The 20,663-nt window shown below is 64.8% G+C and carries 20 protein-coding genes; 13 read left to right on the top strand and 7 right to left on the bottom strand.

All coding sequences use genetic code 11. From position 1 onward, the window contains the following. Positions 1–718: 718 nt before the first annotated feature. A complete protein-coding gene (locus EGY25_RS04220; protein WP_135193791.1) occupies positions 719–1,333 on the top strand; it encodes a hypothetical protein in 615 nt (204 codons plus the stop codon). A 134-nt stretch (positions 1,334–1,467) separates the two neighbouring features. Continuing rightward, positions 1,468–1,995, top strand: coding sequence for a hypothetical protein (locus tag EGY25_RS04215; protein ID WP_135193790.1), 528 nt, complete (start codon positions 1,468–1,470; stop codon positions 1,993–1,995). Positions 1,996–2,069: 74 nt separating this feature from the next. On the opposite strand, the gene EGY25_RS04210 is transcribed toward EGY25_RS04215, so the two are convergent. The 3 genes from EGY25_RS04210 to EGY25_RS04200 all read right to left on the bottom strand — a co-directional run bounded on the left by EGY25_RS04210 (position 2,070) and on the right by EGY25_RS04200 (position 4,634). Then, positions 2,070–2,255 carry a hypothetical protein gene (locus EGY25_RS04210; protein ID WP_135193789.1) on the bottom strand — a complete coding sequence of 62 codons (186 nt, stop codon included), beginning with the start codon at positions 2,253–2,255 and terminating at the stop codon, positions 2,070–2,072. Further along, positions 2,256–3,368, bottom strand: coding sequence for a 4-hydroxyphenylpyruvate dioxygenase (hppD, locus tag EGY25_RS04205; RefSeq protein WP_135193788.1), 1,113 nt, complete (start codon positions 3,366–3,368; stop codon positions 2,256–2,258). Between the two features lie 153 nt (positions 3,369–3,521). Further along, entirely contained in the window at positions 3,522–4,634 is a 1,113-nt protein-coding gene (locus tag EGY25_RS04200; RefSeq protein WP_245159338.1) for a DUF5694 domain-containing protein, read from the bottom strand. A gap of 220 nt (positions 4,635–4,854) precedes the next feature. Between EGY25_RS04200 and EGY25_RS04195 the strand changes: the two genes are divergently transcribed. Then, positions 4,855–5,382 carry a hypothetical protein gene (locus EGY25_RS04195; protein ID WP_135193787.1) on the top strand — a complete coding sequence of 176 codons (528 nt, stop codon included), beginning with the start codon at positions 4,855–4,857 and terminating at the stop codon, positions 5,380–5,382. Between the two features lie 3 nt (positions 5,383–5,385). Here the strand turns inward: EGY25_RS04195 and EGY25_RS04190 are convergent, their stop codons facing one another. Further along, complete coding sequence (locus EGY25_RS04190; protein WP_135193786.1) at positions 5,386–6,021, bottom strand: exopolysaccharide biosynthesis protein; 636 nt, start codon at positions 6,019–6,021, stop codon at positions 5,386–5,388. Positions 6,022–6,215: 194 nt separating this feature from the next. On the opposite strand from EGY25_RS04190, the gene EGY25_RS04185 reads away from it, so the two are divergent. The 3 genes from EGY25_RS04185 to EGY25_RS04175 are packed head-to-tail and all read left to right on the top strand — an operon-like array spanning position 6,216 to position 7,958. Then, positions 6,216–6,791, top strand: a complete 576-nt coding sequence (locus EGY25_RS04185) for a YqaA family protein (protein WP_135193785.1) — start codon at positions 6,216–6,218, stop codon at positions 6,789–6,791. Between the two features lie 38 nt (positions 6,792–6,829). Then, a complete protein-coding gene (locus EGY25_RS04180; RefSeq protein ID WP_135193784.1) occupies positions 6,830–7,375 on the top strand; it encodes a disulfide bond formation protein B in 546 nt (181 codons plus the stop codon). 4 nt (positions 7,376–7,379) lie between these two features. Further along, positions 7,380–7,958: a demethoxyubiquinone hydroxylase family protein gene (locus EGY25_RS04175; RefSeq protein WP_135193783.1), complete on the top strand. Its 579-nt coding sequence runs from the start codon at positions 7,380–7,382 to the stop codon at positions 7,956–7,958. Positions 7,959–8,118: 160 nt separating this feature from the next. On the opposite strand, the gene EGY25_RS04170 is transcribed toward EGY25_RS04175, so the two are convergent. Beyond that, positions 8,119–9,321, bottom strand: coding sequence for an acetyl-CoA C-acyltransferase (locus tag EGY25_RS04170; protein ID WP_135193782.1), 1,203 nt, complete (start codon positions 9,319–9,321; stop codon positions 8,119–8,121). 260 nt (positions 9,322–9,581) lie between these two features. Continuing rightward, positions 9,582–10,487 carry an SDR family NAD(P)-dependent oxidoreductase gene (locus EGY25_RS04165; RefSeq protein WP_135193781.1) on the bottom strand — a complete coding sequence of 302 codons (906 nt, stop codon included), beginning with the start codon at positions 10,485–10,487 and terminating at the stop codon, positions 9,582–9,584. Between the two features lie 154 nt (positions 10,488–10,641). On the opposite strand from EGY25_RS04165, the gene EGY25_RS04160 reads away from it, so the two are divergent. The 5 genes from EGY25_RS04160 (at position 10,642) to aguB (ending at position 18,179) form a co-directional block, all read left to right on the top strand. After that, a complete protein-coding gene (locus EGY25_RS04160; RefSeq protein ID WP_135193780.1) occupies positions 10,642–11,796 on the top strand; it encodes an OmpA family protein in 1,155 nt (384 codons plus the stop codon). A 517-nt stretch (positions 11,797–12,313) separates the two neighbouring features. Continuing rightward, entirely contained in the window at positions 12,314–13,444 is a 1,131-nt protein-coding gene (locus EGY25_RS04155) for a capsular biosynthesis protein (RefSeq protein ID WP_245159337.1), read from the top strand. A gap of 177 nt (positions 13,445–13,621) precedes the next feature. Continuing rightward, positions 13,622–16,135, top strand: a complete 2,514-nt coding sequence (locus EGY25_RS04150) for a TonB-dependent receptor (RefSeq protein ID WP_135193779.1) — start codon at positions 13,622–13,624, stop codon at positions 16,133–16,135. 164 nt (positions 16,136–16,299) lie between these two features. Continuing rightward, on the top strand, positions 16,300–17,319 hold the full coding sequence (locus EGY25_RS04145) for an agmatine deiminase family protein (protein ID WP_135193778.1): 1,020 nt from the start codon (positions 16,300–16,302) through the stop codon (positions 17,317–17,319). Further along, positions 17,316–18,179, top strand: a complete 864-nt coding sequence (gene aguB / locus EGY25_RS04140) for an N-carbamoylputrescine amidase (protein WP_135193777.1) — start codon at positions 17,316–17,318, stop codon at positions 18,177–18,179. Before EGY25_RS04145 ends, aguB begins: the two co-directional genes overlap by 4 nt. 30 nt (positions 18,180–18,209) lie before the next feature. Here the strand turns inward: aguB and EGY25_RS04135 are convergent, their stop codons facing one another. Then, positions 18,210–18,950, bottom strand: a complete 741-nt coding sequence (locus EGY25_RS04135) for an alpha/beta fold hydrolase (RefSeq protein WP_135193776.1) — start codon at positions 18,948–18,950, stop codon at positions 18,210–18,212. A gap of 72 nt (positions 18,951–19,022) precedes the next feature. Here EGY25_RS04135 and EGY25_RS04130 point away from each other — a divergent pair, with 72 nt between their 5' ends. Further along, on the top strand, positions 19,023–19,985 hold the full coding sequence (locus EGY25_RS04130) for a glycosyltransferase family 9 protein (RefSeq protein ID WP_135193775.1): 963 nt from the start codon (positions 19,023–19,025) through the stop codon (positions 19,983–19,985). Positions 19,986–20,109: 124 nt separating this feature from the next. After that, the gene (gene infC / locus EGY25_RS04125; RefSeq protein ID WP_135193774.1) at positions 20,110–20,631 is read left to right on the top strand and encodes a translation initiation factor IF-3; all 522 of its coding nucleotides are present in this window, start codon (positions 20,110–20,112) and stop codon (positions 20,629–20,631) included. Positions 20,632–20,663 lie beyond the last annotated feature (32 nt).

The raw sequence follows: 20,663 nt of genomic DNA, 5'->3' as shown, positions 1-20,663 counted from the left end.
TGACGCTGAATAAAATCGCCAGCGGTGAGGCGCAAATAACTACTACCCAAGCCAGGAAGAGACCGATCATTGGGTCGGAAGCCAGCCACATCCAGAGAACGAAAGGAACGGCCACAATCAAGGACGGCCACGGTATGATCCAGGGTATCGCGGAACCACTGTTGCGTGATTGGTTTGCACTAGCCATCGCGCAAGAGTGCTCTCAATTTCTTGCGAAATTGTTCTAAAATAGGTGTGCCCTGATTGGGCGAGAGGCCGGCAGCCACCCGTTGCGGACATTTGTATTTAGTTCGATCATAGCTCATGCGCACTTCACGATGGCTAGCCTCGTTTATCATTACAACGCTTGTCGCTTGGCCCTCGCATAACGCTCGGGAGAACGTCTACATTGAGCCTCGATCTCAGGTTTTGAGAGCCGCGACCGTATCCGAGACTTTTGACTGGGTGACCCGCCCTCGGGCGGATACTTACAGTGCGATCCATTACGGCGCTGGCGGTCGATGGAGAAGACCAAACGTATACGCACCCGCGGCCGGCACCTTCACAATACACAACAATTACCTCTGCCGAGTGCAAGACGGATTTAACGAAGCGAAATGTTCACGCTTTGAGGTAGGACCGAACGGGATTTTAGAAGAGGCTGTGCCATCTGTGCGGTAAATAGCTATGCGGACGTGGACGCGGCTTCCCGGGCCAAATCTTCAGGTGAGTTGCCCCCATGAGCGCTGATTGGTTGGTCACGCCGAAAGTCGGGATCGGGCGGTTGGAGTTCGGTCTTTCGCCGGATGACGTGGCGGCATTGGCAGACGTCTACGGTTCGCCTGGCCCCCTCATGAAACCTGTCGGCGCGGCCGACCTCGACGCCATGCTCCGCGACCTGCCTGCCATGGCCGACTGTGTGTCTGAGGAGGACATCGCCGCTCTGCGTCAGGCGATGGGGGAACAAGAAGACGTCGATCGGCAGAATCTGGAGATGAACGAGACGCCGATCCTTCTTGAATACCGCAGGGGACGTTTGGACGGCGTCACCGTCGAGGCGCGACACATCGAGACGCAGTTCGCGAACGCGCGCATCTTCTCCATGGCGGCGACCGACGTGCTGCGGATTTGCCAGCGCGCTAATGGCGGGCCAGGCCGTTATCGTTCCAACGAGGCGGCCTTCGACAACATCGCGGTGTCCCTCTACGCGTTCAGCCATGTCTCTGAAGAGGGCGAAGTTCAGGCTGCGACGCGGAATGATCCGGACTTCCACGCACGTTCCCTAACCCTCCGCCGCGAGCCCTACAGGCCAGCGGACGCGTTGGATCAGTTCGTCAGGGCGTCCTTCGAATAGGGAGCTTCCCATGCCGCTGCCGACGTCCGTTGCGTCCGCTTTCCGGCCTAGAGGCCAACGTCCGCTTTCGGCGCCGAATCCCAGGGCCACGCACGACCCATTGCGGACATTCATCCGACCTGTAACCTGCGCTGATGACGCGCACTATTATGCTGACCGTGGCGGTCCTCTCGTCGGCGATTTTGGGTTGCGGAAAGGTGAGCGATGAGACGAGCGAGCCAGCCTACAAAGCATCCTTCAAGGTCGAGGCCGAGCAGTGCGTAGCCTATTGCCGGTTTGTGCTGGTTCGGTTGAAGATCGAAAACACCGGCAACGAAGTTCTGTGCGTTCCGAGCGTCTACTCTGACGGTGGCGGATCGGCTGCGCTCAACCTTACAGATCGTGTCAGTGGTGAGCCGGTCAACCCCACCCGCAGTTATGATCCGGATCGGTTCCACAGCCTCCGGTACCGTGACGATATGCTGGATTTTTTCGACCTTCCTCAAACGATCGTTCAGCCGGGCAGCCATCACGATTTTCGGCTGACTTTAGATGGCGATTTCGAGCTAAAAAAACGACCGACCGATGCGATGCTCCGGCTCGTCGTCTTTCGTTGCCGCGCAACCGCGGCCAAGCCCGGCGCAGTGTTTGAGGACTTACGTTCGGAAGTGGCTTTTGAATAGCGAGACGACGTCCGCTTTCCTCCCCTAGCGGACTTCGATCCAGCCCGCTCTCGGCGACGCCCGATCTCAAACCCTCACCCCCGGTGGTGCAGCCGTTTCCACACCTGGTAGCCGACGATGGGGGCGAAGCCGCAGAGGAGGGCGGCGATCAGGACCATCCAGAAGCCGCCGCCCAGCCAGTATTCACCGGCCAGGGCCCCGGCGCCGGCCGCGAGGACCGGGCCGAGCCAGGGCAGCCAGGTGGGCGGCCGCATCTGCATTCAGGCGTCGACCTTGATGACGCCGCGACGGATCTGATCCAGCTCGATTGAATCGAACAGGGCCTGGAAATTGCCGTTGCCGAAGCCTTCGTTGCCCTTGCGTTGGATGATCTCGAAGAAGATCGGGCCGAACGCATCCTGGGTGAAGATCTGCAGCAGCAGGCCGTCCTCGTCCGAGCCGTCGATCAGGATGCGGTTCTTGCGCATCCGCGCCACGTCGTGCCCGTGGTTGGGCAGGCGTTTGTCGATCAGTTCGAAATAGGTCTCGATGGTGTCCTGGAAATCGACGCCGCGCTCGCGCATGGCCTCGACCGTCTCGAAGATGTTCTCGGTGGTCAGGGCGATGTGCTGGATGCCTTCGCCGTTGTAGCGGCGCAGGAACTCCTCGATCTGGGAATTGTCGTCCTGGCTTTCGTTCAACGGGATGCGGATGGCGCGGTCGGGCGCGATCATGGCCTGGGAGAACAGGCCGGTCGCCTTGCCCTTGATGTCGAAATACTTCTGCTCTTCGAAGTTGAAGACCGAGCCGTAGAAGCCGGACCAGGTGCGCATCTCGCCGCGGCGCACGTTGTGGGTCAGGTGGTCCAGAATCTCCAGGCCCATCGAATTCTTGCGCTCGGATTCCTCCCAGCCCTCGATCTCGTCCCAGGTGTCATACAGCGAACCGGCGTCGCCATACTGGTCGATGACGTAGAGCAGGCTGCCGCCGATGCCTTCGAGGATATAGGGATAGTCGCTGCCCAGGGCGCCGCCCGAGACGCCTTGCGCCGGCTTGGCGCCGCGTTCGACCGCGCCCTCATAGGCGGCCTTGGCGTCGGTGGTGCGGAAGGCCATGCCGTTGGCGGACGGGCCGTGATCCTTGGCGAAGGTCGCGGCCTGGCTTTCCGGACGATCCTGGGGCTTGCGGTGAACCAGGAAGCTGATGTCGCCCTGCTTCAGGCGGACCACGTCGGTTCGGGGGTTCACGTGCGTCTGGGTGAAGCCCATCAACTCCAGGCGCGAGATCATCGCCCTGGGCTCTGGGCCGGTGAATTCGACGAACTCGAAACCGTCGACGCCGAGGGGGTTTTCAAGGTCGAGCTTTTCGACCGTGGACTGGGTCATGTCGTTCATGGGGTGTCTCCCGCACAGATTTTTGAGGCGGGCTTAACCGAAAGGGGCCGCCGATTGGCGCGGAACCTAGTCACAGAAGACGACGGAGCCAAGACGAAGCCACGGGGACGTGATGACGACGACCCCGCAGCGCCCCGATGCAGCCTCGTGCGATCAACGCAGAACGGGTTCGGGATCGACCACCCGGACGTCGTGCATCTGGTCCAGATAGGCCTCGTAATAGCCCTTGTGCGCCGCCCCCACGATGGTCAGCATCCGCGTGCCGGGATAGCGGCCCAGCACATCGCGCATGTTCGCCACCATCCGCAGGTTCCGCGTTTCCCAGAAGCCGACATAGCGGCGACCGAACCCTTGGGGCGAGGGTTCCTTCAAGGCGGCGCCGAAATCGGACTGATAGGCCAGGGCCGGCTGGTCCGGGGCATTATAGGTTCGGTACATCTGCAGGACGCCATCGGGCTGGGCCATGGCGGAGCGCAGCCGCTCGTCCGTCGCGCGGCGGGCGTGGGTGGCGGGATTGTCCCAGGCGCCCATGATGGCGGCGCCGTAGGCTTCGACTTCTGCGGGATCGGCGCCGTCCGGCGTGTCGGCGGAATGGTCGTCGACGCTCCACAGACGCTCCAGTCCCAGTTGGGCCGCAAGCGGCGCTGCGATCAGATAGGTTTCGTTCTGCTCGTCCTTGATCCGGTTCAGCCTCCTGACCAGGGCGTCGTTCAAACCGTCTTGCGCGGTCCTGTCCTGTGGCTCAAGGCGAAGCCATTGCACCAGGGCGGAACCGTTCTCGCCCGCCGCCAGGAAGACCGCCGCCAGACGGCGTCGCTGGGCCGGCGTGGGTTGCGCGGGCCAGGCCGTCAGGAGACGTTCGGCCTCCGCATTGGCGGCCGGCACGTCCAGGCCGACGGCTGCATTGGCGGCCGTGGTGTCCCCGCAATAGGTCTTGACGGTCTCGGCATAGCGCGACGGATAGCGACGCAGGCTGTCGCACTGCAGGCCCGAAAGGTCTTCGGTCGCGATGGCGGTGGGACGCCAGGCCGCAAGCCGTTCTAGCAGGGGCGTCAGCATGACAGGCTGGAAGGCCTCGTCGAGGTTGGAAAGGTGGGGCGTGCCCAGCACCAGCACCTCGTTCACCGCCCCGGCCGGCGGGCCTTTCAGTTGGTCGGGGTGGAAGTCTGGACGGTAGTCCTGCGCGGCGACGGCCGAGGCTCCTGTCGCCGACAGCAAGGCGATCAAGGCGAGACAGGGGGAGAGAGATAAGCGCAGAGGCGGCATGTTTGGAGCCCAGGAAAGATGGTGTCGCGCAAATCGCGTCGAGCGACCATCCCCCAGAACGGCGAAGCTTTCCCGTTAAACTTTCGACAGGCACACGATCGGTCCAGGCCTGCCGACGCCAAAGCCGAGGTGGACCTATGGGGCGTGAGCGATTCCGCCCCTCGCCAGGAATCATGATCTGGTCGATCAAGTGCAGGGTTGAAGGCGATGGGGGATCGAGATGACCAAGGTGGAGACCGAAGACGGCATGGGGCACGGGCCCATCCAGCTATGGCCGCTGTGGCGGCGGCTGAAGGCGCTGTTTCCGGTCTGGAGCTTGATCCCGTCCAGCTTTTATACGCCCGGCGCCTGGGGCTATGCGGGGGTGGATTTCGTCAGCGGGTTCCGCCGCAACCCCTCGACGCTGAAGACCTTCGATCTGTTGGACGGGGTGGATGAAGCTGGCTTCGAGGCCTTGTACGCCCTGGCGAACCTAAACGCGCGTCGGCAGGATCAGATTTTACGGTTCGTCATCATCTGCTATCTGACCGCTCCCCTGTCGATCCTGGCCCTGATGGCCGAGCTGGCGGGAGACAGCCTGTTGAGCTTCACGCGCACCCATATGTGGGAGGTGATCAGTCTTCTCGTCGCCGTGGGCTTGGGGCCGATCACCTATATGATGAGCCAGTGGCGGTCGCGTCAGATCATCGGCGTGCTGGACCTGGTCCGTATCGAGCGAGTGCAGGCGTCGGCGCGCTCCATCGCTTAAGCGTCAGCCCGGCAGCCACCGCGTCGCCCATTCCGCGCCCATCAGCAGACCGGTTCCCAGGGCGCCTAGGATCGTCAGCCAGACGGTGGTGACGGCGCAGCCGGCGAGGACGAACAGGCCGTCGCGCTGGATCAGGCCGACCGACAGCAGGGCCAGGGCGACCGAGGGGATGGTGTTGGTCAGGGGCATGACGATGGTCAGGGTGGCCAGGATCATGAAGACGGCCGCCAGCTTCTCGCCCGGACCGTCGGCGAAGCGGCGCAGGCGTGGGCGCGACAGCCGGTCGATCCAGCCCAGTTTCGACTCGGCGAAATCGGCCATGGCCTTCAGCCAGGCGCCCTTGCACCTCAGGTTCAGGAACCAGCGCGGCAGCCACGGCTCCTCGCGCCCGACCAGCATCTGACCGGCCAGCAGGATGACGATCAGCCCGACGACTTGCGGGACGCCATAGAGGCCGGGGACCAGGCAGGGGATGGAGAGCAGCAGGATCAGCAGCCCATAGGCACGCTCGTCCAGCCGGTCGCGGATCTCGTGCAGGGTCAAGCCTGCGTCGCCGCCGTCGTCCGACAGCCGCCGCAAGAGGCGGGTGACGTTGTGGCTGACGTCGTCCTGTTTTCCGGGGGAGGGTGTGGGCGTCATGCGATCCGATTAGGGGGTTGAAGCACAGACTGCGAGCGGTGCGATGTCGCACAATCCCCGCAGGACGGCGGATGTTCCCGTCGACCTTGCCGCTACAGGCCTGTTTTGCGGCCTTGTCGTTCAGGCTGCGCGCCGCGAGACCGTGACGGCGCCGCCCGGCGTTGCTAGGGACGGCCTTCGCCTCGGGGATTCTCATGCTTCGCCAGCTTTACGACCGCGTCTTCGATCTGGCGCGCAGCCGCCATGCGACGAAGGCTCTGGCCGTCGTGTCGTTTGCAGAGAGTTCGTTCTTTCCCATTCCGCCCGACGTGATGCTGGCGCCCATGATCCTGGCGCGGCCGGATCGGGCCTATTTCTATGCCGCCGTCTGCACCGTCGCCTCGGTGCTGGGCGGGATATTGGGCTACGCCATCGGCTATTTCCTGACCGACCTGGGTCTGGCGATGATGCGGCTGCTGGGCCATTCGGACGGGCTGGCGCAGTTTCGCGCCTGGTTCGATCAGTGGGGTCTGTGGGTCATCTTGATCAAGGGGCTGACGCCGATCCCGTACAAGCTGGTGACCATCGCCTCGGGCCTGGCGGCGTTCAGCTTTCCGGTCTTCATTGCGGCGTCGGTAGCGACGCGGGGCGGGCGGTTCTTCCTGGAAGCGTGGATCCTGAAACGATGGGGTCCGGCCATGCTGGCGCAGGTGGAAAAGCGGCTGGCGCTATGGAGCGTGATCGGCCTCGTGGCTCTGGTCGGACTGATCGTCGCCGTGAAGCTTCTGTAAGTCGACGTAAGGCCTGGGGAGGGGTAAGACTTTTCGCAATGATCGACGCCTATCGCCTTCTGACCCGTTGGTGGACCGCCTTCGCCTTGGCCGCGTCGCTGGCCATGCTGGGCGCGGCCCATGCGTTCGAGCGGTTCGGCGGGCTGGAGCCGTGCAATCTGTGCCTCAAGCAGCGCGAGGCCTATTGGGGCGCGGTCGCGGTGGCGGCGGTCGCCACGGCCTGGACCCTGATCAGCGGCAGTCGGCGGGGAACCCCGCGCATCGCCGCCTTCCTGCTGGCCGCCGTCTTCGCCACCGGGGCCGTGACGGCCATCTTCCACATGGGCGGCGAATACAGATGGTGGGCCTTGCCCGCGACCTGTTCGTCGGTCGGCGGGTCGGTCGATCTGAACAGTCTGACGGCCCTGGCCATGGGCACAGGGCCGGTGGTCAAGGTGATCGGTTGCGGCGACGTGGCCTGGAGCTGGCTGGGCCTGTCGATGGCCGGATGGAACGCCCTCGTCGCCTCCGCGCTTGCGGTGTTCAGCCTGCTGGCCGCCAAACGCCCCAAGGACGCCCGCGCGCCCCGTATCGAGAAGGCCTGATCTTATGAGCGCCTCCATTCCTCTGCCCAGACACCCTCTGCCAAGACCTGGACGCGGCGCCGACAAGGCGCGGATGGACGAGATCCTGCGGGTCGATCACGCCGGGGAATATGCCGCCGTCCTGATTTATCGCGCCCAGAAGGCGGTGTTCGAAGGACGCAAGGGCAGGGGCGAGATCGCCCGTGACCTGGGCGAGATGCAGGACCAGGAAGCGGTGCATCTGGCGCGTTTCGACCGGTTGCTGAACGAGCGGCAGGTGCGGCCCACAGTGATGACGCCCCTGTGGCGGATCGCGGCCTCGGCCCTGGGCGCCGGCACGGCCCTGATGGGCGAGAAGGCGGCGCACGCCTGCACCGAGGCGGTCGAGAGCGTGATCGAGAAACACTATGCCGACCAGATCGCGGAGATCGGCGAGCGCGACCCGGCCCTGGCCGCCGAGCTGAAACAGTTCCGCGACGAGGAACTGGCGCACCACGACCACGCCATCGAACACGGCAGCCGCGAGGCGCCGGCCTATCGGCTGTTAAGTGGCGTGATCAAGGTCGGGTGCAAGGCGGCGATCAAGATCAGCGAACGGGTGTGAAGCGTCTCCTCCCTGCGAAGCGGGGAGGGGGACCGCGTAGCGGTGGAGGGGCTCTCAAAGTCCCACGGGCGTTTGTGATGCGGTGAAGAGCCCCTCCGTCACGGCGCTGAAGAAGCGCCGCGCCACCTCCCCATCGCTCCGCGATGGGGAGGAGACCAAGTCAGAAAATCTCGAACAGCCCGGCCGCGCCCATGCCGCCGCCGATGCACATGGTGACGACACCGTATTTGGCGCCGCGGCGCTTGCCCTCGATCAGGACGTGACCAGTCATGCGGGCGCCGGACATGCCGTAGGGGTGGCCGATGGAGATGGCGCCGCCCGAGACGTTCAGTCGGTCCATCGGAATGCCGAGGGTTTCAGCGCAATACAGGACCTGGACGGCGAACGCCTCGTTCAGCTCCCAGATGCCGATGTCGTCCACCGTCAGGCCGTGGCGTTTCAGCAGTTTCGGCACCGCATAGACCGGGCCGATGCCCATTTCGTCCGGCTCGCAGCCGGCGACAGCCATGCCGCGATAGACGCCAAGCGGTTGAAGATTGCGCTTCACCGCCTCGCCGGCCTCCATGATCACGCAGGCCGAGGCGCCGTCCGACAGCTGTGAGGCGTTGCCGGCGGTGATGAACTCGCCCTGCTGGATTTCCTCGCCGCTGCCGAAGACGGGCTTCAGCGACTTCAGGCCCTCCAGAGCGGTTTCGGGCCGGTTGCCCTCATCCTTCGACAGTGTGACCTCTTTAGAGGAGGTCTCGCCAGTCGCCTTGTCGGTGACCAGCATGGAGGTGGTCATGGGCACGATCTCGGCGTCGAAACGGCCCGCCGCCTGCGCCGCCGCCGTGCGCTGCTGGGACTGGAGCGCATATTCGTCCTGGCGGTCGCGGTCGATGCCATAGCGTCGGGCCACGACCTCGGCCGTCTCCAGCATCGACATATACATGTGCGGCGCCAGCTTCAGCAGAGCCTCGTCCTTGCCGCGGTACAGGTTCATGTGCTGGTTCTGGACCAGGGAGATGCTTTCCAGCCCGCCGCCGACCGCCATCTTCTGCTGGTCGAACACCACCTGTTTGGCCGCCGTGGCGATGCCCATCAGGCCCGAGGCGCACTGGCGGTCCAGGCTCATGCCTGGAACGGTGGAGGGCAGGCCAGCGGCCAGGGCGATCTGGCGCGCCACATTGGTGCCGGTCGAGCCCTGCTGCAGGGCCGCGCCCATGACGACGTCCTCGATCTCGGCCGGATCGACGCCGGCGCGCTGAACCGCGTGTTTCACCGCATGGGCGCCCAGCTGCTGGGCCTGGGTGTCGTTGAAGGCCCCGCGATAGGCCCGGCCGATCGGGGTGCGGGCGGTGGAGACGATGACGGCTTCGCGCATGAGCTTCCCTCCTGGGGCTATCGCCCTTCGGGCTGCTTGAGCCCATTTTTGTTTGGCCTATCGCGCTTCGCGCTGCTTGAGGCCGGTTTCCTCTGGAGTGAAGTTAGGCGCCTGCCGCCACGTCAACGCAAGACACGATCCTACACCTCGTCATCCTCGGGCTTGACCCGAGGATCGGATGGTCCACCGTAGGTGCGAACGGGTGAGGCATAGTCTGATCGTCGCCCGATCCTCGGGGCAAGCCCGCGAGGATGACGAGGTCAGGAGTGCGCCTTCTGGGCCTTGGTCAGTTCGATCATGCCCTGGGCGGCGCCCATCTCCGGCACGATCTCGCCGGTGCGGTCCGAGATGGCGTCGAAACGCGCCGCGACCTGTTCCGGGGCATCCTCTCCGGTGATGAACACGCCTTGGGTCAGGGTGACGTAAGCCCGTTCGAACCCGCCGGCCCCGGCGGCCAGAATGGCGCGGCTGGGAGCATCGACGCTGACCAGATACAGCAGGCCGGGCGTGACGAGGGCAGGGGACAGGGCCTCCAGCGGAAGCGCCGCGCCCAGGTCCTCGGTCATGCGGGTGTGGGCGGTGGGCGCCAGGCAGTTGACGCGGATGTCGTTCTTGGCGCCCTCGATCGACAGGGTCTGCATCAGGCCGACCAGAGCCATCTTTGCGGCGCCATAGTTCGACTGTCCGAAGTTGCCGTACAGGCCCGAGGACGAGGTGGTCATCACGATCCGGCCGTAGTTCTGCCCCCGCATGATCTCCCACACCGCCTTGGTGCAGTTGACCGCCCCCATCAGGTGGACATCGACGACGAAGCGGAAATCCTCGATCTCCATCTTGGCGAAGGTCTTGTCGCGCAGGACGCCGGCATTGTTCACCAGGATGTCGACCCGGCCCCATTTCGCCATGGCCTGATCGACCATGGCCTGAACCGCCGCATAGTCCGTGACGGAGGCGGCGTTGGTGATGGCCTCGCCGCCGGCCGCCTCGATCTCGGCGACCACGGCCTCGGCTGCGCTGGCCGATCCGCCCGAGCCGTCGCGGGCCCCGCCCAGGTCGTTGATCACCACCTTGGCCCCGCGCGCCGCCAGCGCCAAGGCGTGCTCACGCCCCAGCCCGCCGCCGGCCCCCGTCACGATCGCCACCTGTCCGTCGAACCGCATCGCCATAATCGTTCCCTTCCGCCGGCGCCCAATGTGTTGAAACGGCGCCACAGTCGTCACAATCCTAATCCGAGAGCGGAACCGGACGCCAGCCATGCCGTTCGGCTCGGGAACGCTGTGCCAACGCGCAGCTTCGCGCAATTCACACAGTGAGGAAGCTATGAAGCTCAAACTTCTCGCCTCTGTCGCCGCAGCCGGGCTGTTCGCAGCCGGAGCCGCATCGGCAGAACCCAATGGTTGGTACGGGGCGATCGACGCCGGTTACCATATGATCGACGACATCAACGCCGAGTCGTCCACGACCGGCGCGTCGTGGAACTATGAAGTGAACGACGGCTGGGCGGCGTTCGCCCGTCTCGGCTATCGCTTCAACCCCAACTGGCGTGCGGAACTCGAAGGCGGCTACCGCTCGGGCGATGTCGGCACGGTTCGCGCCGTTTCGGGCACGCAGGGCGTCTGCAACTTCACCCCGGCGACGGACGGTTGCTTCTCTCCTGAAGGCGACATCGAATCGATGACCCTGATGGCGAACGTCATCTATGACTTCGGTTACGAAGCCTGGGGCATCCGTCCCTTCGTCGGCCTTGGCGCTGGTGTGAACCACGTCAAGACGGACATCACGGGCAACCTGCGCGCCAACCGCGGCGCCACCTTCACGGCTGACGACGACTCGACCAAGTTCGCCGCTCAGGCGATCGCAGGTCTGGCCTGGGCCATCGGCGACCGCGCCAATATCGACCTGACCTACCGCTACCTGACGGGCGATTCTTCGTTCGCCTCGACGACGGTCGGCACGGGCGTCGGCGCGACCTCCTTCGGCGAATGGGACGGCGACTATGATCAGTCGCACACCGTGACCCTGGGTCTGCGCTACAGCTTCGGTGCGGAAGACGCTCCGCCGCCGCCGCCTCCCCCGCCCCCGCCGCCCCCGCCGCCTCCTCCGCCCCCGCCGCCCCCGGCGCCGGTCGCTCAGACCCCGGTCGCTCGCCAGTTCGTCGTCTACTTCGACTGGGATCGCTCGGACCTGACCGCGGAAGCCCGCTCGGTCGTGACGCAAGCCGCCAACTACGCCAAGTCGGGTCGTCCGACGCGCGTCGTGATCGTCGGCTACACCGACACCTCGGGTTCGGCCGCCTATAACCTGGGTCTGTCCAACCGCCGTTCGCGCACCGTCGCGGACTCGCTGGTTGCTGCAGGCGTCAACGGCGGCGTCATCGCCATCGACGGCAAGGGCGAAACCAACCTGGCCAAGCCGACCGCCGACGGTGTGCGTGAACCGCTCAACCGCCGCGCGACCATCGACATCAACTTCTAAGACCTCAGGAAGCCGGTCTGGACCGCCAGGCCGGCGACTTGCGGATCATGGAAGCTGTCGATTTCAAGACATCGAGCCGTCGCCGCCTTCAGGGCGGTGGCGGTTTTGATGTGAAAAAAGCACCTCACGGAGTCGGTGTGCCAAAACCCGCTAGGGGTTTGCGATTTCGATTGATCGCATCGAGTTGGCGCGACACAAGGGCCAAGATGATCCCCCTTCTTAAACGTCGTGATTGTATCGGCCTCGCCAGTGTATGCGCCGCCGCTTCACCACACGGGTGGGCTTGATGGTGGATCTGCGCTCGTCTTCCAGGCTTCTTTCGGCGCGACGTCGCCGACGTTATCGGCTGCGAGCGGACGGGGTTCGTCCCGATGCCCAACTGCGTCTTCGAGCGCCTCAGGCCGCGCAATCGGCCGTCATCTCCTCTTTTCCGCCTGCTAAGCGGCTTGACCTTCAACCTTTGGCGGGGCGTCGGTTTCTGATCGTCTCTGCGCCTTTCGGAGCGTTCGGGTCGGCGATGGCCTCGGTGCTGGAGGCGCGTGGCGCCGTCGTGAAACGGATGATCTTCAATGCCGGAGACGCCCTGAACTGGCGTCGTCCGGGCGGCATTACGTTCAAGGATACGGCGAAGGCCTGGATCGACGGTCTGGAAGATCTTGCTTCCGGTTTCAGCGATATCGTCGTGTTCGGAGAGGCCGGCGTCTATAATCGCGCGGTTCTGGCGGCGGCCGAAAGCCTGGATGCCCGCATATGGGTGCTGGAAAACGGTTATTTCCGCCCTGACTGGGTGACGGTCGAGCGCAACGGCGTCAACGGTTCCAGCGCCTTGCCGCGCTTCCGTGACGGTTATCCCGAACCGGCGCCGCACCTGCCGGAGCCTGCGGCGGTCGGCAAGATCCTGCCGCACCACGTCGCCAACATCAGCGCCTATCATGCGGTCCAGGTGATCGGAAAAGCGCTCTTCCCGCACTATGCGGCGCCCTATGTCTTCTCGCCGCTGAAGCAGTGCGTCGGCCATATGCGCCGATACATCAGCCTGGCCTTCCGCAAGGCTGAAAACTGCGACGCCGAGGTCATCAAGGCGCGTGGCGACTTCTTCATCGCCTGCCTGCAGCGCGAGGGCGATGCGCAGTTGCTGCGCTATTCGCGCTACGCCGACAACCGCGCCTTCCTGACGGCGGTGATAAGCAGCTTCGCCGCCAAGGCGCCGCCTGCAACGAGGCTGTTGGTCAAGAACCACCCTCTCGATCCGGGGCTGGTCAATCTTCGGGCTGTCACGATGCGTCTTGCCGAGGAGCGCGGCCTGGCTGGGCGCGTCGATTTCATCGACGGCGGCAATCTGGCGGCCCTGTGTCGCGCATCGCGGGGCATGGTGGTCAACAATTCCAGCGCCGCCCTGTCGGCGCTGGGTTTCCACACGCCGGTCAAGGCTCTGGGCGACGCCTTCTTCGATTTCGAGGGTCTGACCGACCAGCAACCTCTAGACGGTTTCTGGTCAAAGCCCGAGGCACCCGACGCCGATCTGTTCACGCGCTTCCGCGCGCATGTGATCGCTCAGAGCCAGGTCAACGGCAACTTCCACGAACCCCATGCGATACTTCCTACGGCGCGCGGCATCGTGGACGTCTTCGAGCGCGCCTCGGACTGAGCGCACAATGCTGATCCGCAGGGGTGTGGCGCCAAGACCACTCCCAGGGCGCTGTCATATTGCTGTTACATAACTGTCGTCCCAAGGTTCAACATCGGTCCTAGAGGGGGCTGGATTGCGACAGGCGATGGCCGCTTGCCGCTGGCCCTTCGCGCCGTCCATCTGGGGATAGATGTTATGAACAACCGTAAAAGCCTGATCTGGGCGACCACCGCCCTTGTCGGCTCGCTCGCCTTCGTCGGCGCCGCTTCCGCCCAATCGACCGGTACGGAAGCGACCGAAGTCGATCAGGTCATCGTCACGGGTGCGCGTGGTCCGCGCAACCTGGATGGATTGGCTGTGGCTGAAACCGTCGCGAAGACCCGCAACACCGTCAACCAGGAGTTCATCGCAACTCAGGCCGCTGGCCAGACTATCCTGCAGACGCTGAACCTGACGCCCGGCCTCAGCTTCACCAACGCCGACCCATACGGTTCGTCGGGTGGTAACATTCGCCTGCGCGGCTTCGATGGCGCCCGCGTCTCGCTGACGTTCGACGGCATCCCGCTGAACGACACCGGCAACTACTCCGCCTACACCAACCAGCAGATGGATCCGGAACTGATCGAGCGCGCCTCGGTCAACACCGGCTCGACCGATGTCGACAGTCCCACGGCGTCGGCCACCGGCGGCACCATCAACTATGTGACGATCCGTCCGACCGCCGATATGGGCGGCTGGCTGCAGGGATCGCTGGGCGATTTCAACTATCGTCGCGCCATGGGCTTGTTCAACACCGGTGAGTTCGGCCCCTGGGGCACGACGGCATGGGTCGCGGCTTCGTACACCAAGTACGACAAGTTCAAGGGTATCGGCGAACTGGAGAAGACCCAGTTCAATGCGCGTATCTATCAGCGCCTGAACGACAATGGCGACTTCGTCGCGCTGTCAGGTCACTACAACGAGAACCGCAACAACAACTATAACGGCCCGAACCTGGCCACCGCCACGGGCTTCTGCGACGTTGCTCAGACTCAGGTCTGCGTGAGCGACGTCGAAACCAGCCCGTTCGGCTGGGGTGTCGACTTTGATCGCACCTACACCGCCCCGACCATTCGTGGCGGCGAAGTCGATAACGACCCGAACGGCTCCAACTATTGGGGTCTGCGGATTAACCCGTCGAACACCGGCAACGTTCGCGGCAACTCGCGCTTCACCCTGCGCGACGGCCTGGTGCTGACGATCGACCCCTCGTTCCAGTACACTCTCGCCAACGGCGGCACCCAACAGACGGTGCTGTCCGAAACGGATCTGTTGCTGCGTGGCACCCAGGCCACCGGCGGCGTCGACCTGAACGGCGACGGTGACATTTTGGACCGCGTGCGCGTCATGTCGCCGTCCAACACGAACACGCATCGTTATGGCGTGAACAGTTCGCTGATCTGGGATCTGAACGACAACCACCGTCTGCGCGCCGCCTATGCGTTGGATTGGGGTCGTCACCGTCAGACCGGCAACTATGGCTTCGTCGACTTCTCGGACCCGACCAACCCTAGCTTCGTCGATGAGTTCGGTGGCCGCAACGACGACAACAACCGCGTCACCAATCTGGACGGCTACAACCTTCAGTCTCGTGACCGTAAGTCGATCGCTTCGCTGAACCAATTCTCGCTGGAATACCGCGGTCGCTTCCTGCAGGAAGCTCTGACGATCAACCTCGGTGTTCGTGCGCCATTCTTCGAGCGCGAGCTGAACCAGAACTGCTACACTCAGAACGCGTCGTCGAACGTGATCTGCACCACCGAAGTGCCGAACGCGACCCTGGCCAACGGCAACGTGACCTTCGCGGGCCGTGGCACGACGGAATACATCCAGCCGTTCCAACGCACGGTGAAATACGACGACATCCTGCCCAACGTCGGCGCCAACTATCGCTTTGGCGACGCGCACTCGGTCTTCGCCAGCTACAGCGAATCGCTGTCGGCTCCGCGCACGGACAGCCTGTACAGCACCACCCGTCTGGCGGATGGCTCGCTGGGCAACCCCACGGTTCAGCCTGAAACCTCCAAGAACATCGATCTGGGCTACCGCTTCACGACCTCGACCGTCGTGGCTCAGGCCTCGGTGTTCCAGAATAAGTTTGATAACCGCATCGTCAGCACTTTTGACGAAGACCTCGGCCAGTTCGTCGACCGTAACGTCGGCTCGGTCGAAAGCACCGGCTTCGAAGCTTCGGTGGGCTGGCAGCCGACCGAGCGCCTGAACCTCTACGGCACGGTTTCGCTGCTCAACAGCGAACTGCAAGACGACTACGTCTACAACGCCGCCGGCGCTCAACTTCAGACCAAGGGCAAGAAGCAGGTCGAAACGCCGGAAGAAATGTTCTCCCTGCGTGCGTCGTACAAGTTCAACGACGTCTTCTCGGCCGGCATCCAAGGCAAGTACACGGGTGAGCGCTGGGTCACCGACGTCAACGACCTGAAGGTTGACGCCTTCACCGTCGTCGATCTGGACGCCCGCTTCGACTTCACGGCCCTGGGGCTGAACGGCACCTACCTGCAGGTGAACGTGATCAACCTGTTCGACGAGCAATACTACAGCACGCTGGGTACTCGCGCCTCGGCGACCCCTGGGCAACTGGGTTACAGCCGTCCGTTCGCGGGCATCGGCGCCCCGCGCACCGTCATGGCTTCGATCCGCTACGCCTTCTAAGGCTAAGCCAGACTGAAACGACGAAGGGCGGTCCGTTCGCGGGCCGCCCTTTTTCTTTGGTGTATTGGCCCGGCGTTGAAGTCGGGGGCGGGAGGGGCCATATGGCGCGGCTCGCGTTTCGTCCCGGATGTCTCGCCGGAACTCTAGACAGGATCAGTTCGCCGATGACCGCTCCCATCCCTGCCGCCATCCCCGCAGAGTGGGCTCCGCACCGCGCCATGTGGGTGGGTTGGCCTAGCCATGCGGAATACTGGTTCGAGGCGCTGGAGCAGGCGCAGGACGAGGTCGAGGGGCTGGTGCGAGCGCTGGCCGGGCCGGGGCGTGAACAGGTCAAGCTGATGGTCGGCAAGGCCGAGGTGCTGGCGGACGCCCAGGCGCGCTTCGCCGGGGTCGAGAATGTCGAGGTCGTGGCTGGAGAGTTCGGCGACATCTGGCTGCGCGACACCGGGCCGATCTTCGGCGCGGGATCGAAGACGGCGACGGCGTTCAGGTTCAACGGCTGGGGCGGGAAATACGACATGCCGGGCGACGATCTGGTCGCCGGTCAGATCGGCGAGCATTCGGGGGTGGCCCTGACGTGGAACGACTTCGTCATGGAGGGCGGGTCGCTGGATCACGACGGGGAGGGGACGGTCCTGACCACGCGCCAGTGCCTGCTGAACCCCAATCGCAACCCGGCCTGGAACCAGGATGAGGCGGTCGCGACCGCCGCACTGGAAAAGGCCATCGGGGCCAAGGCCGTGCTTTGGCTGGGCGACGGCCTGCTGAACGACCACACCGACGGGCATGTCGACAATCTGGCGCGGTTCGTCGCGCCGGGCGTCGTGGCCTGCCCGGTGGCCTGGGGTCGCAACGATCCGAACGCCGACGTCTATGACGCCACGGCGCGCGATCTGTCGGGCATGACCGACGCCAAGGGCCGCAAGATCCGTGTACTGAGGATCCCGTCGCCGGGCCTGGTGCTGGACGAGGACGAGCGCCCCATCCCGGCCAGCCACATGAACTTCCTGATCGCCAACGGCGCCGTGGTCGTGCCCACCTATGGCGACGATGCCGCAGCCGACATGGCCTGCAAGGCGTTGAAGGAAGCCTTCCCCGATCACGAGATCATTCCCCTGCCGTCCAAGGCCATCTTGACCGGCGGCGGCTCGTTCCACTGTATCTCCCAGCAGGAGCCCGCATGACCCGCAACATCACCGTCGCCGGCATCCAGACCTCGTATGGCGAGGACATGCAGGCGAACATCAATAAGACCATCGACTTCGTGCGCGAGGCGGCGGGCAAGGGCGCGCAGGTGATCCTGCCGTCGGAGCTGTTCCAGGGGCCGTATTTCTGCGTCTCGCAGGAGGAGCACTGGTTCACCCAGGCCTATGAATGGCGCGAACATCCGTGCGTCACGGCCATGGCGCCCGTGGCCAAGGAACTGGGCGTGGCCATTCCCGTCTCGATCTTCGAGAAGGACGGGCCGCAGTATTACAACTCGATGGTCATGCTGGACGCGGACGGCGAAGCCCTGGGCGTCTATCGCAAGAGCCATATCCCCGACGGTCCCGGCTATCAGGAGAAGTATTATTTCCGGCCGGGCGACACGGGCTTCAAGGTCTGGGACACCCGGTTCGGCAAGGTGGGGGTGGGCATTTGCTGGGACCAGTGGTTCCCGGAAGCGGCGCGGGCCATGATGCTGATGGGCGCCGACGTCCTGATGTATCCGACCGCCATCGGCACCGAGCCACATGACGCGGACTTGCATACGGCCGAGCCGTGGCGGCGCGCCATGCAGGGGCATGCGGTGTCCAATGCAGTGCCGGTCGTCGGCGCCAACCGGATCGGTCATGAGACGGTGACCGAGGTGGGCCAGACCTTCTACGGCCATTCCTTCATCGCCGATCAGCGCGGCGACCTGGTCGAGAGCCTGGGCGCCGAGGAGGAGGGGGTGCTGGTGCACCGCTTCGACCTGGATGAACTGGACAAGTATCGCGCGGCCTGGGGGTTCTTCCGCGATCGCCGGACGGACCTGTATGGGGCGCTGACGGGTAAGGGTTGACCCGATCCTCCCCCGTAAACGGGGGAGGATCTAGCTCCGCATCGCCTCCACGGCCGCGACCAGCCGGTCGAGGTCGGTCGGCGTTGAAAGGCGGTGGTCCCCGCCTTCGATCAGGTCGAGCCGCACGTCGCCGCCAGTCAGCCGCTCGACCAGCTCGATCTGATGCCGCCACGGCACCACGTCGTCGGCGCGGCCCTGGAGCACATGGACCGGCGCGACGATGTTGATGACGCCGTCCAGCAGCAGCCAGTCGCGCGCCTCCTCGAACATACGCCGCGTCAGGACGTATTCGCCCAGGCCTTCCTCGACGATAAGGGTCTCGCCCTCGCGCAGGATGGCCTGGCGTTCGTGGTCGGCCAAGCCCGGCCACATCAGCCGTTCGGTGAAGTCCTGGGCCGGGTTGATCAGGACCAGCCCCTTGATCCGCTCGGGCCGGGCCAGGCTCGCCAGCAGCGACACCCAGCCGCCCATCGACGAGCCCACGGGGATGACCGGGCCGGACAGGCTGTCGATAAGGGCGATGGCATCCTCGCGCCAGCGGCCGATGGTGGCCTGACGCCAGTCGCCCGACGACTGGCCGTGGGCGAAATGGTCGTAGCGGACGTAGGACCAGCCGCGGTCGCGTGCGGCCGCCTCCAGCGCCAGGGCCTTGGTCCCCTCCATGTCCGAGCGGAAGCCGCCGATCCAGATGATGGTCGGGCCGTCGCCCTCGATGTGGCGGAAGGCGAGGGTTTCCCCGTCGGGGCGGGACAGGTGCTGGATGTCGGTCATGGCCGCCGTTCTGCCCGGACTTTCCGCCGCCGTCACCCTTGACCGCGACGCGCGATGGCGGAAAACAGGCCCATGTCCGCGCCCCAAGTTCTGTTCGTCACCTCCAACCGCATCGGCGACTGCGTCATCTCGTCGGGGGTGATCCGTGAGATCGCGCGCCAGGTTCCGGGGGCGCAGATCACCGTCGCCTGCGGCCGGCCGCCCGCGCCCTTTTTCCGCAATGCGCCGGGCGTGGTGCGCACCATCGTGCTCGACAAGAAGAAGATGGCCGGTCACTGGCTCGACCTGTGGAAACAGGTCGTCGGCACGCGCTGGGACCTGGTCATCGACATCCGGGGTTCGGCGCTGAGCTATCTGGTCCCGGCGAAACGGCGTGTGGTCTATAATCGGTCTTGGGAGACCGGCCTGCGCAAGGTCGAGATGGTGTCGCGCCTGATGGGGTCGCAGACGCCGCTGGATCCCGAAATCTTCCTGGACGATCAGGCGCGGTCTGAGGCCGCCGCCGTCATCGATCCGCAGCTGGCGGGCGGGACCGGTCCCCGCCGGATCATCGCGCTCGCCCCCATCGCGCATCAGCCGGGCAAGAGCTGGCCCGCCGACCGCTGGGGCGCGCTGGTCGAGAAGCTGAAGGCCGAGCCGCGTTTCGCGGGCTGGCGCTTCATGCCCGTGGGCGGGCCGGGTGACAGGCCGCCGGCGACCCCGGCGCTGGAGGCCGCAGGCGCGCGCGGCATCGATTTCGTCGGCAAGGGCGATATCCTGGCCTCGGCCGCCGCCATCGACCGGGCCGATCTGTTCGTCGGCAACGACTCAGGCTTGATGCATGTGTCGGCGGCCCTGGGTCGACCCACGCTGGGCCTGTTCGGTCCGACCGAGTGGTGGCTGTACGGTCCGTGGGGTCCGAAGACGCGCACGGCGGCGTCCAACGAGACGCGGGGCCAGTTCGCACCTATCGAGGATCTCAGCGTGGATCACGTCTTCGAGGCGGTGCTGGCGCTGCACGACGCCTATATCGGCGCCCCGCCCGCGAAGCCTTGAAAAACCGGCCTTCCGGGCGCATATTGCGGCCTTGAGGGGAACGTGGCGCAAGCTGCGCCATTCCGCTTATCAAGACACACGCCTTCTCTGACCACATAAGGAAACGACGCCCATTCGCCGTCCCATGCAAGCGCCACCCGTGAAAGACGGGCCGCGTATGAACCAGGATATCCGCGCCCCTCGCGTTCTGCTCATCGACCAGAACGGCGAGAAACAGGGCGTCATGCCCACCTCTTCCGCGCTCGAAGCCGCCGAAGAAGCCGGGATGGACCTGGTCGAGATCGTCTCCACCTCCGAGCCGCCGGTGGTCAAGATCCTCGATTACGGCAAGCACCGTTTCCAGGAGCAGAAGAAGAAGGCCGAGCAGCGCAAGCGCCAGAAGGTCGTCGAGCTCAAGGAAATCAAGCTGCGCCCCAACATCGACACCCACGACTACGAGGTGAAGACCAAGGCCATGCACCGCTTCTTCGACGAGGGCGACAAGGTCAAGGTTACGCTTCGTTTCCGCGGTCGCGAAATGGCGCACCCCGAACTGGGCATGAAGCTGCTGAACAAGGTCCAGGCCGATTTCGACGAAATCGCCAAGGTCGAGTTCTCGCCCAAGATGGAAGGCCGCCAGATGATCATGATCCTGGCCCCGCGCTGATCGCGATCCATCGCTGAATACAGGACGCCCCG

The sequence above is a fragment of the Brevundimonas intermedia genome (assembly GCF_004614235.1).
Taxonomy (GTDB): domain Bacteria; phylum Pseudomonadota; class Alphaproteobacteria; order Caulobacterales; family Caulobacteraceae; genus Brevundimonas; species Brevundimonas intermedia_A.
The sequence above is the reverse complement of the archived record's forward strand: the minus strand, read 5'-3'. Positions and strand labels throughout refer to the sequence as shown.

What these genes read in the sequence shown, in the direction of transcription:
- EGY25_RS04210 (WP_135193789.1), bottom strand. Translation starts at nt 2,255, where the DNA reads ATGCAGATGCGGCCGCCCACCTGGCTGCCCTGGCTCGGCCCGGTCCTC.
- EGY25_RS04215 (WP_135193790.1), top strand. Translation starts at nt 1,468, where the DNA reads ATGACGCGCACTATTATGCTGACCGTGGCGGTCCTCTCGTCGGCGATT.
- EGY25_RS04135 (WP_135193776.1), bottom strand. Translation starts at nt 18,950, where the DNA reads ATGACCGACATCCAGCACCTGTCCCGCCCCGACGGGGAAACCCTCGCC.
- EGY25_RS04145 (WP_135193778.1), top strand. Translation starts at nt 16,300, where the DNA reads ATGACCGCTCCCATCCCTGCCGCCATCCCCGCAGAGTGGGCTCCGCAC.
- EGY25_RS04220 (WP_135193791.1), top strand. Translation starts at nt 719, where the DNA reads ATGAGCGCTGATTGGTTGGTCACGCCGAAAGTCGGGATCGGGCGGTTG.
- EGY25_RS04130 (WP_135193775.1), top strand. Translation starts at nt 19,023, where the DNA reads ATGTCCGCGCCCCAAGTTCTGTTCGTCACCTCCAACCGCATCGGCGAC.
- EGY25_RS04190 (WP_135193786.1), bottom strand. Translation starts at nt 6,021, where the DNA reads ATGACGCCCACACCCTCCCCCGGAAAACAGGACGACGTCAGCCACAAC.
- EGY25_RS04175 (WP_135193783.1), top strand. Translation starts at nt 7,380, where the DNA reads ATGAGCGCCTCCATTCCTCTGCCCAGACACCCTCTGCCAAGACCTGGA.
- infC (WP_135193774.1), top strand. Translation starts at nt 20,110, where the DNA reads ATGCAAGCGCCACCCGTGAAAGACGGGCCGCGTATGAACCAGGATATC.
- EGY25_RS04160 (WP_135193780.1), top strand. Translation starts at nt 10,642, where the DNA reads ATGAAGCTCAAACTTCTCGCCTCTGTCGCCGCAGCCGGGCTGTTCGCA.
- EGY25_RS04200 (WP_245159338.1), bottom strand. Translation starts at nt 4,634, where the DNA reads ATGCCGCCTCTGCGCTTATCTCTCTCCCCCTGTCTCGCCTTGATCGCC.
- EGY25_RS04150 (WP_135193779.1), top strand. Translation starts at nt 13,622, where the DNA reads ATGAACAACCGTAAAAGCCTGATCTGGGCGACCACCGCCCTTGTCGGC.
- hppD (WP_135193788.1), bottom strand. Translation starts at nt 3,368, where the DNA reads ATGAACGACATGACCCAGTCCACGGTCGAAAAGCTCGACCTTGAAAAC.
- EGY25_RS04185 (WP_135193785.1), top strand. Translation starts at nt 6,216, where the DNA reads ATGCTTCGCCAGCTTTACGACCGCGTCTTCGATCTGGCGCGCAGCCGC.
- EGY25_RS04195 (WP_135193787.1), top strand. Translation starts at nt 4,855, where the DNA reads ATGACCAAGGTGGAGACCGAAGACGGCATGGGGCACGGGCCCATCCAG.
- EGY25_RS04165 (WP_135193781.1), bottom strand. Translation starts at nt 10,487, where the DNA reads ATGGCGATGCGGTTCGACGGACAGGTGGCGATCGTGACGGGGGCCGGC.
- EGY25_RS04180 (WP_135193784.1), top strand. Translation starts at nt 6,830, where the DNA reads ATGATCGACGCCTATCGCCTTCTGACCCGTTGGTGGACCGCCTTCGCC.
- aguB (WP_135193777.1), top strand. Translation starts at nt 17,316, where the DNA reads ATGACCCGCAACATCACCGTCGCCGGCATCCAGACCTCGTATGGCGAG.
- EGY25_RS04155 (WP_245159337.1), top strand. Translation starts at nt 12,314, where the DNA reads ATGGCCTCGGTGCTGGAGGCGCGTGGCGCCGTCGTGAAACGGATGATC.
- EGY25_RS04170 (WP_135193782.1), bottom strand. Translation starts at nt 9,321, where the DNA reads ATGCGCGAAGCCGTCATCGTCTCCACCGCCCGCACCCCGATCGGCCGG.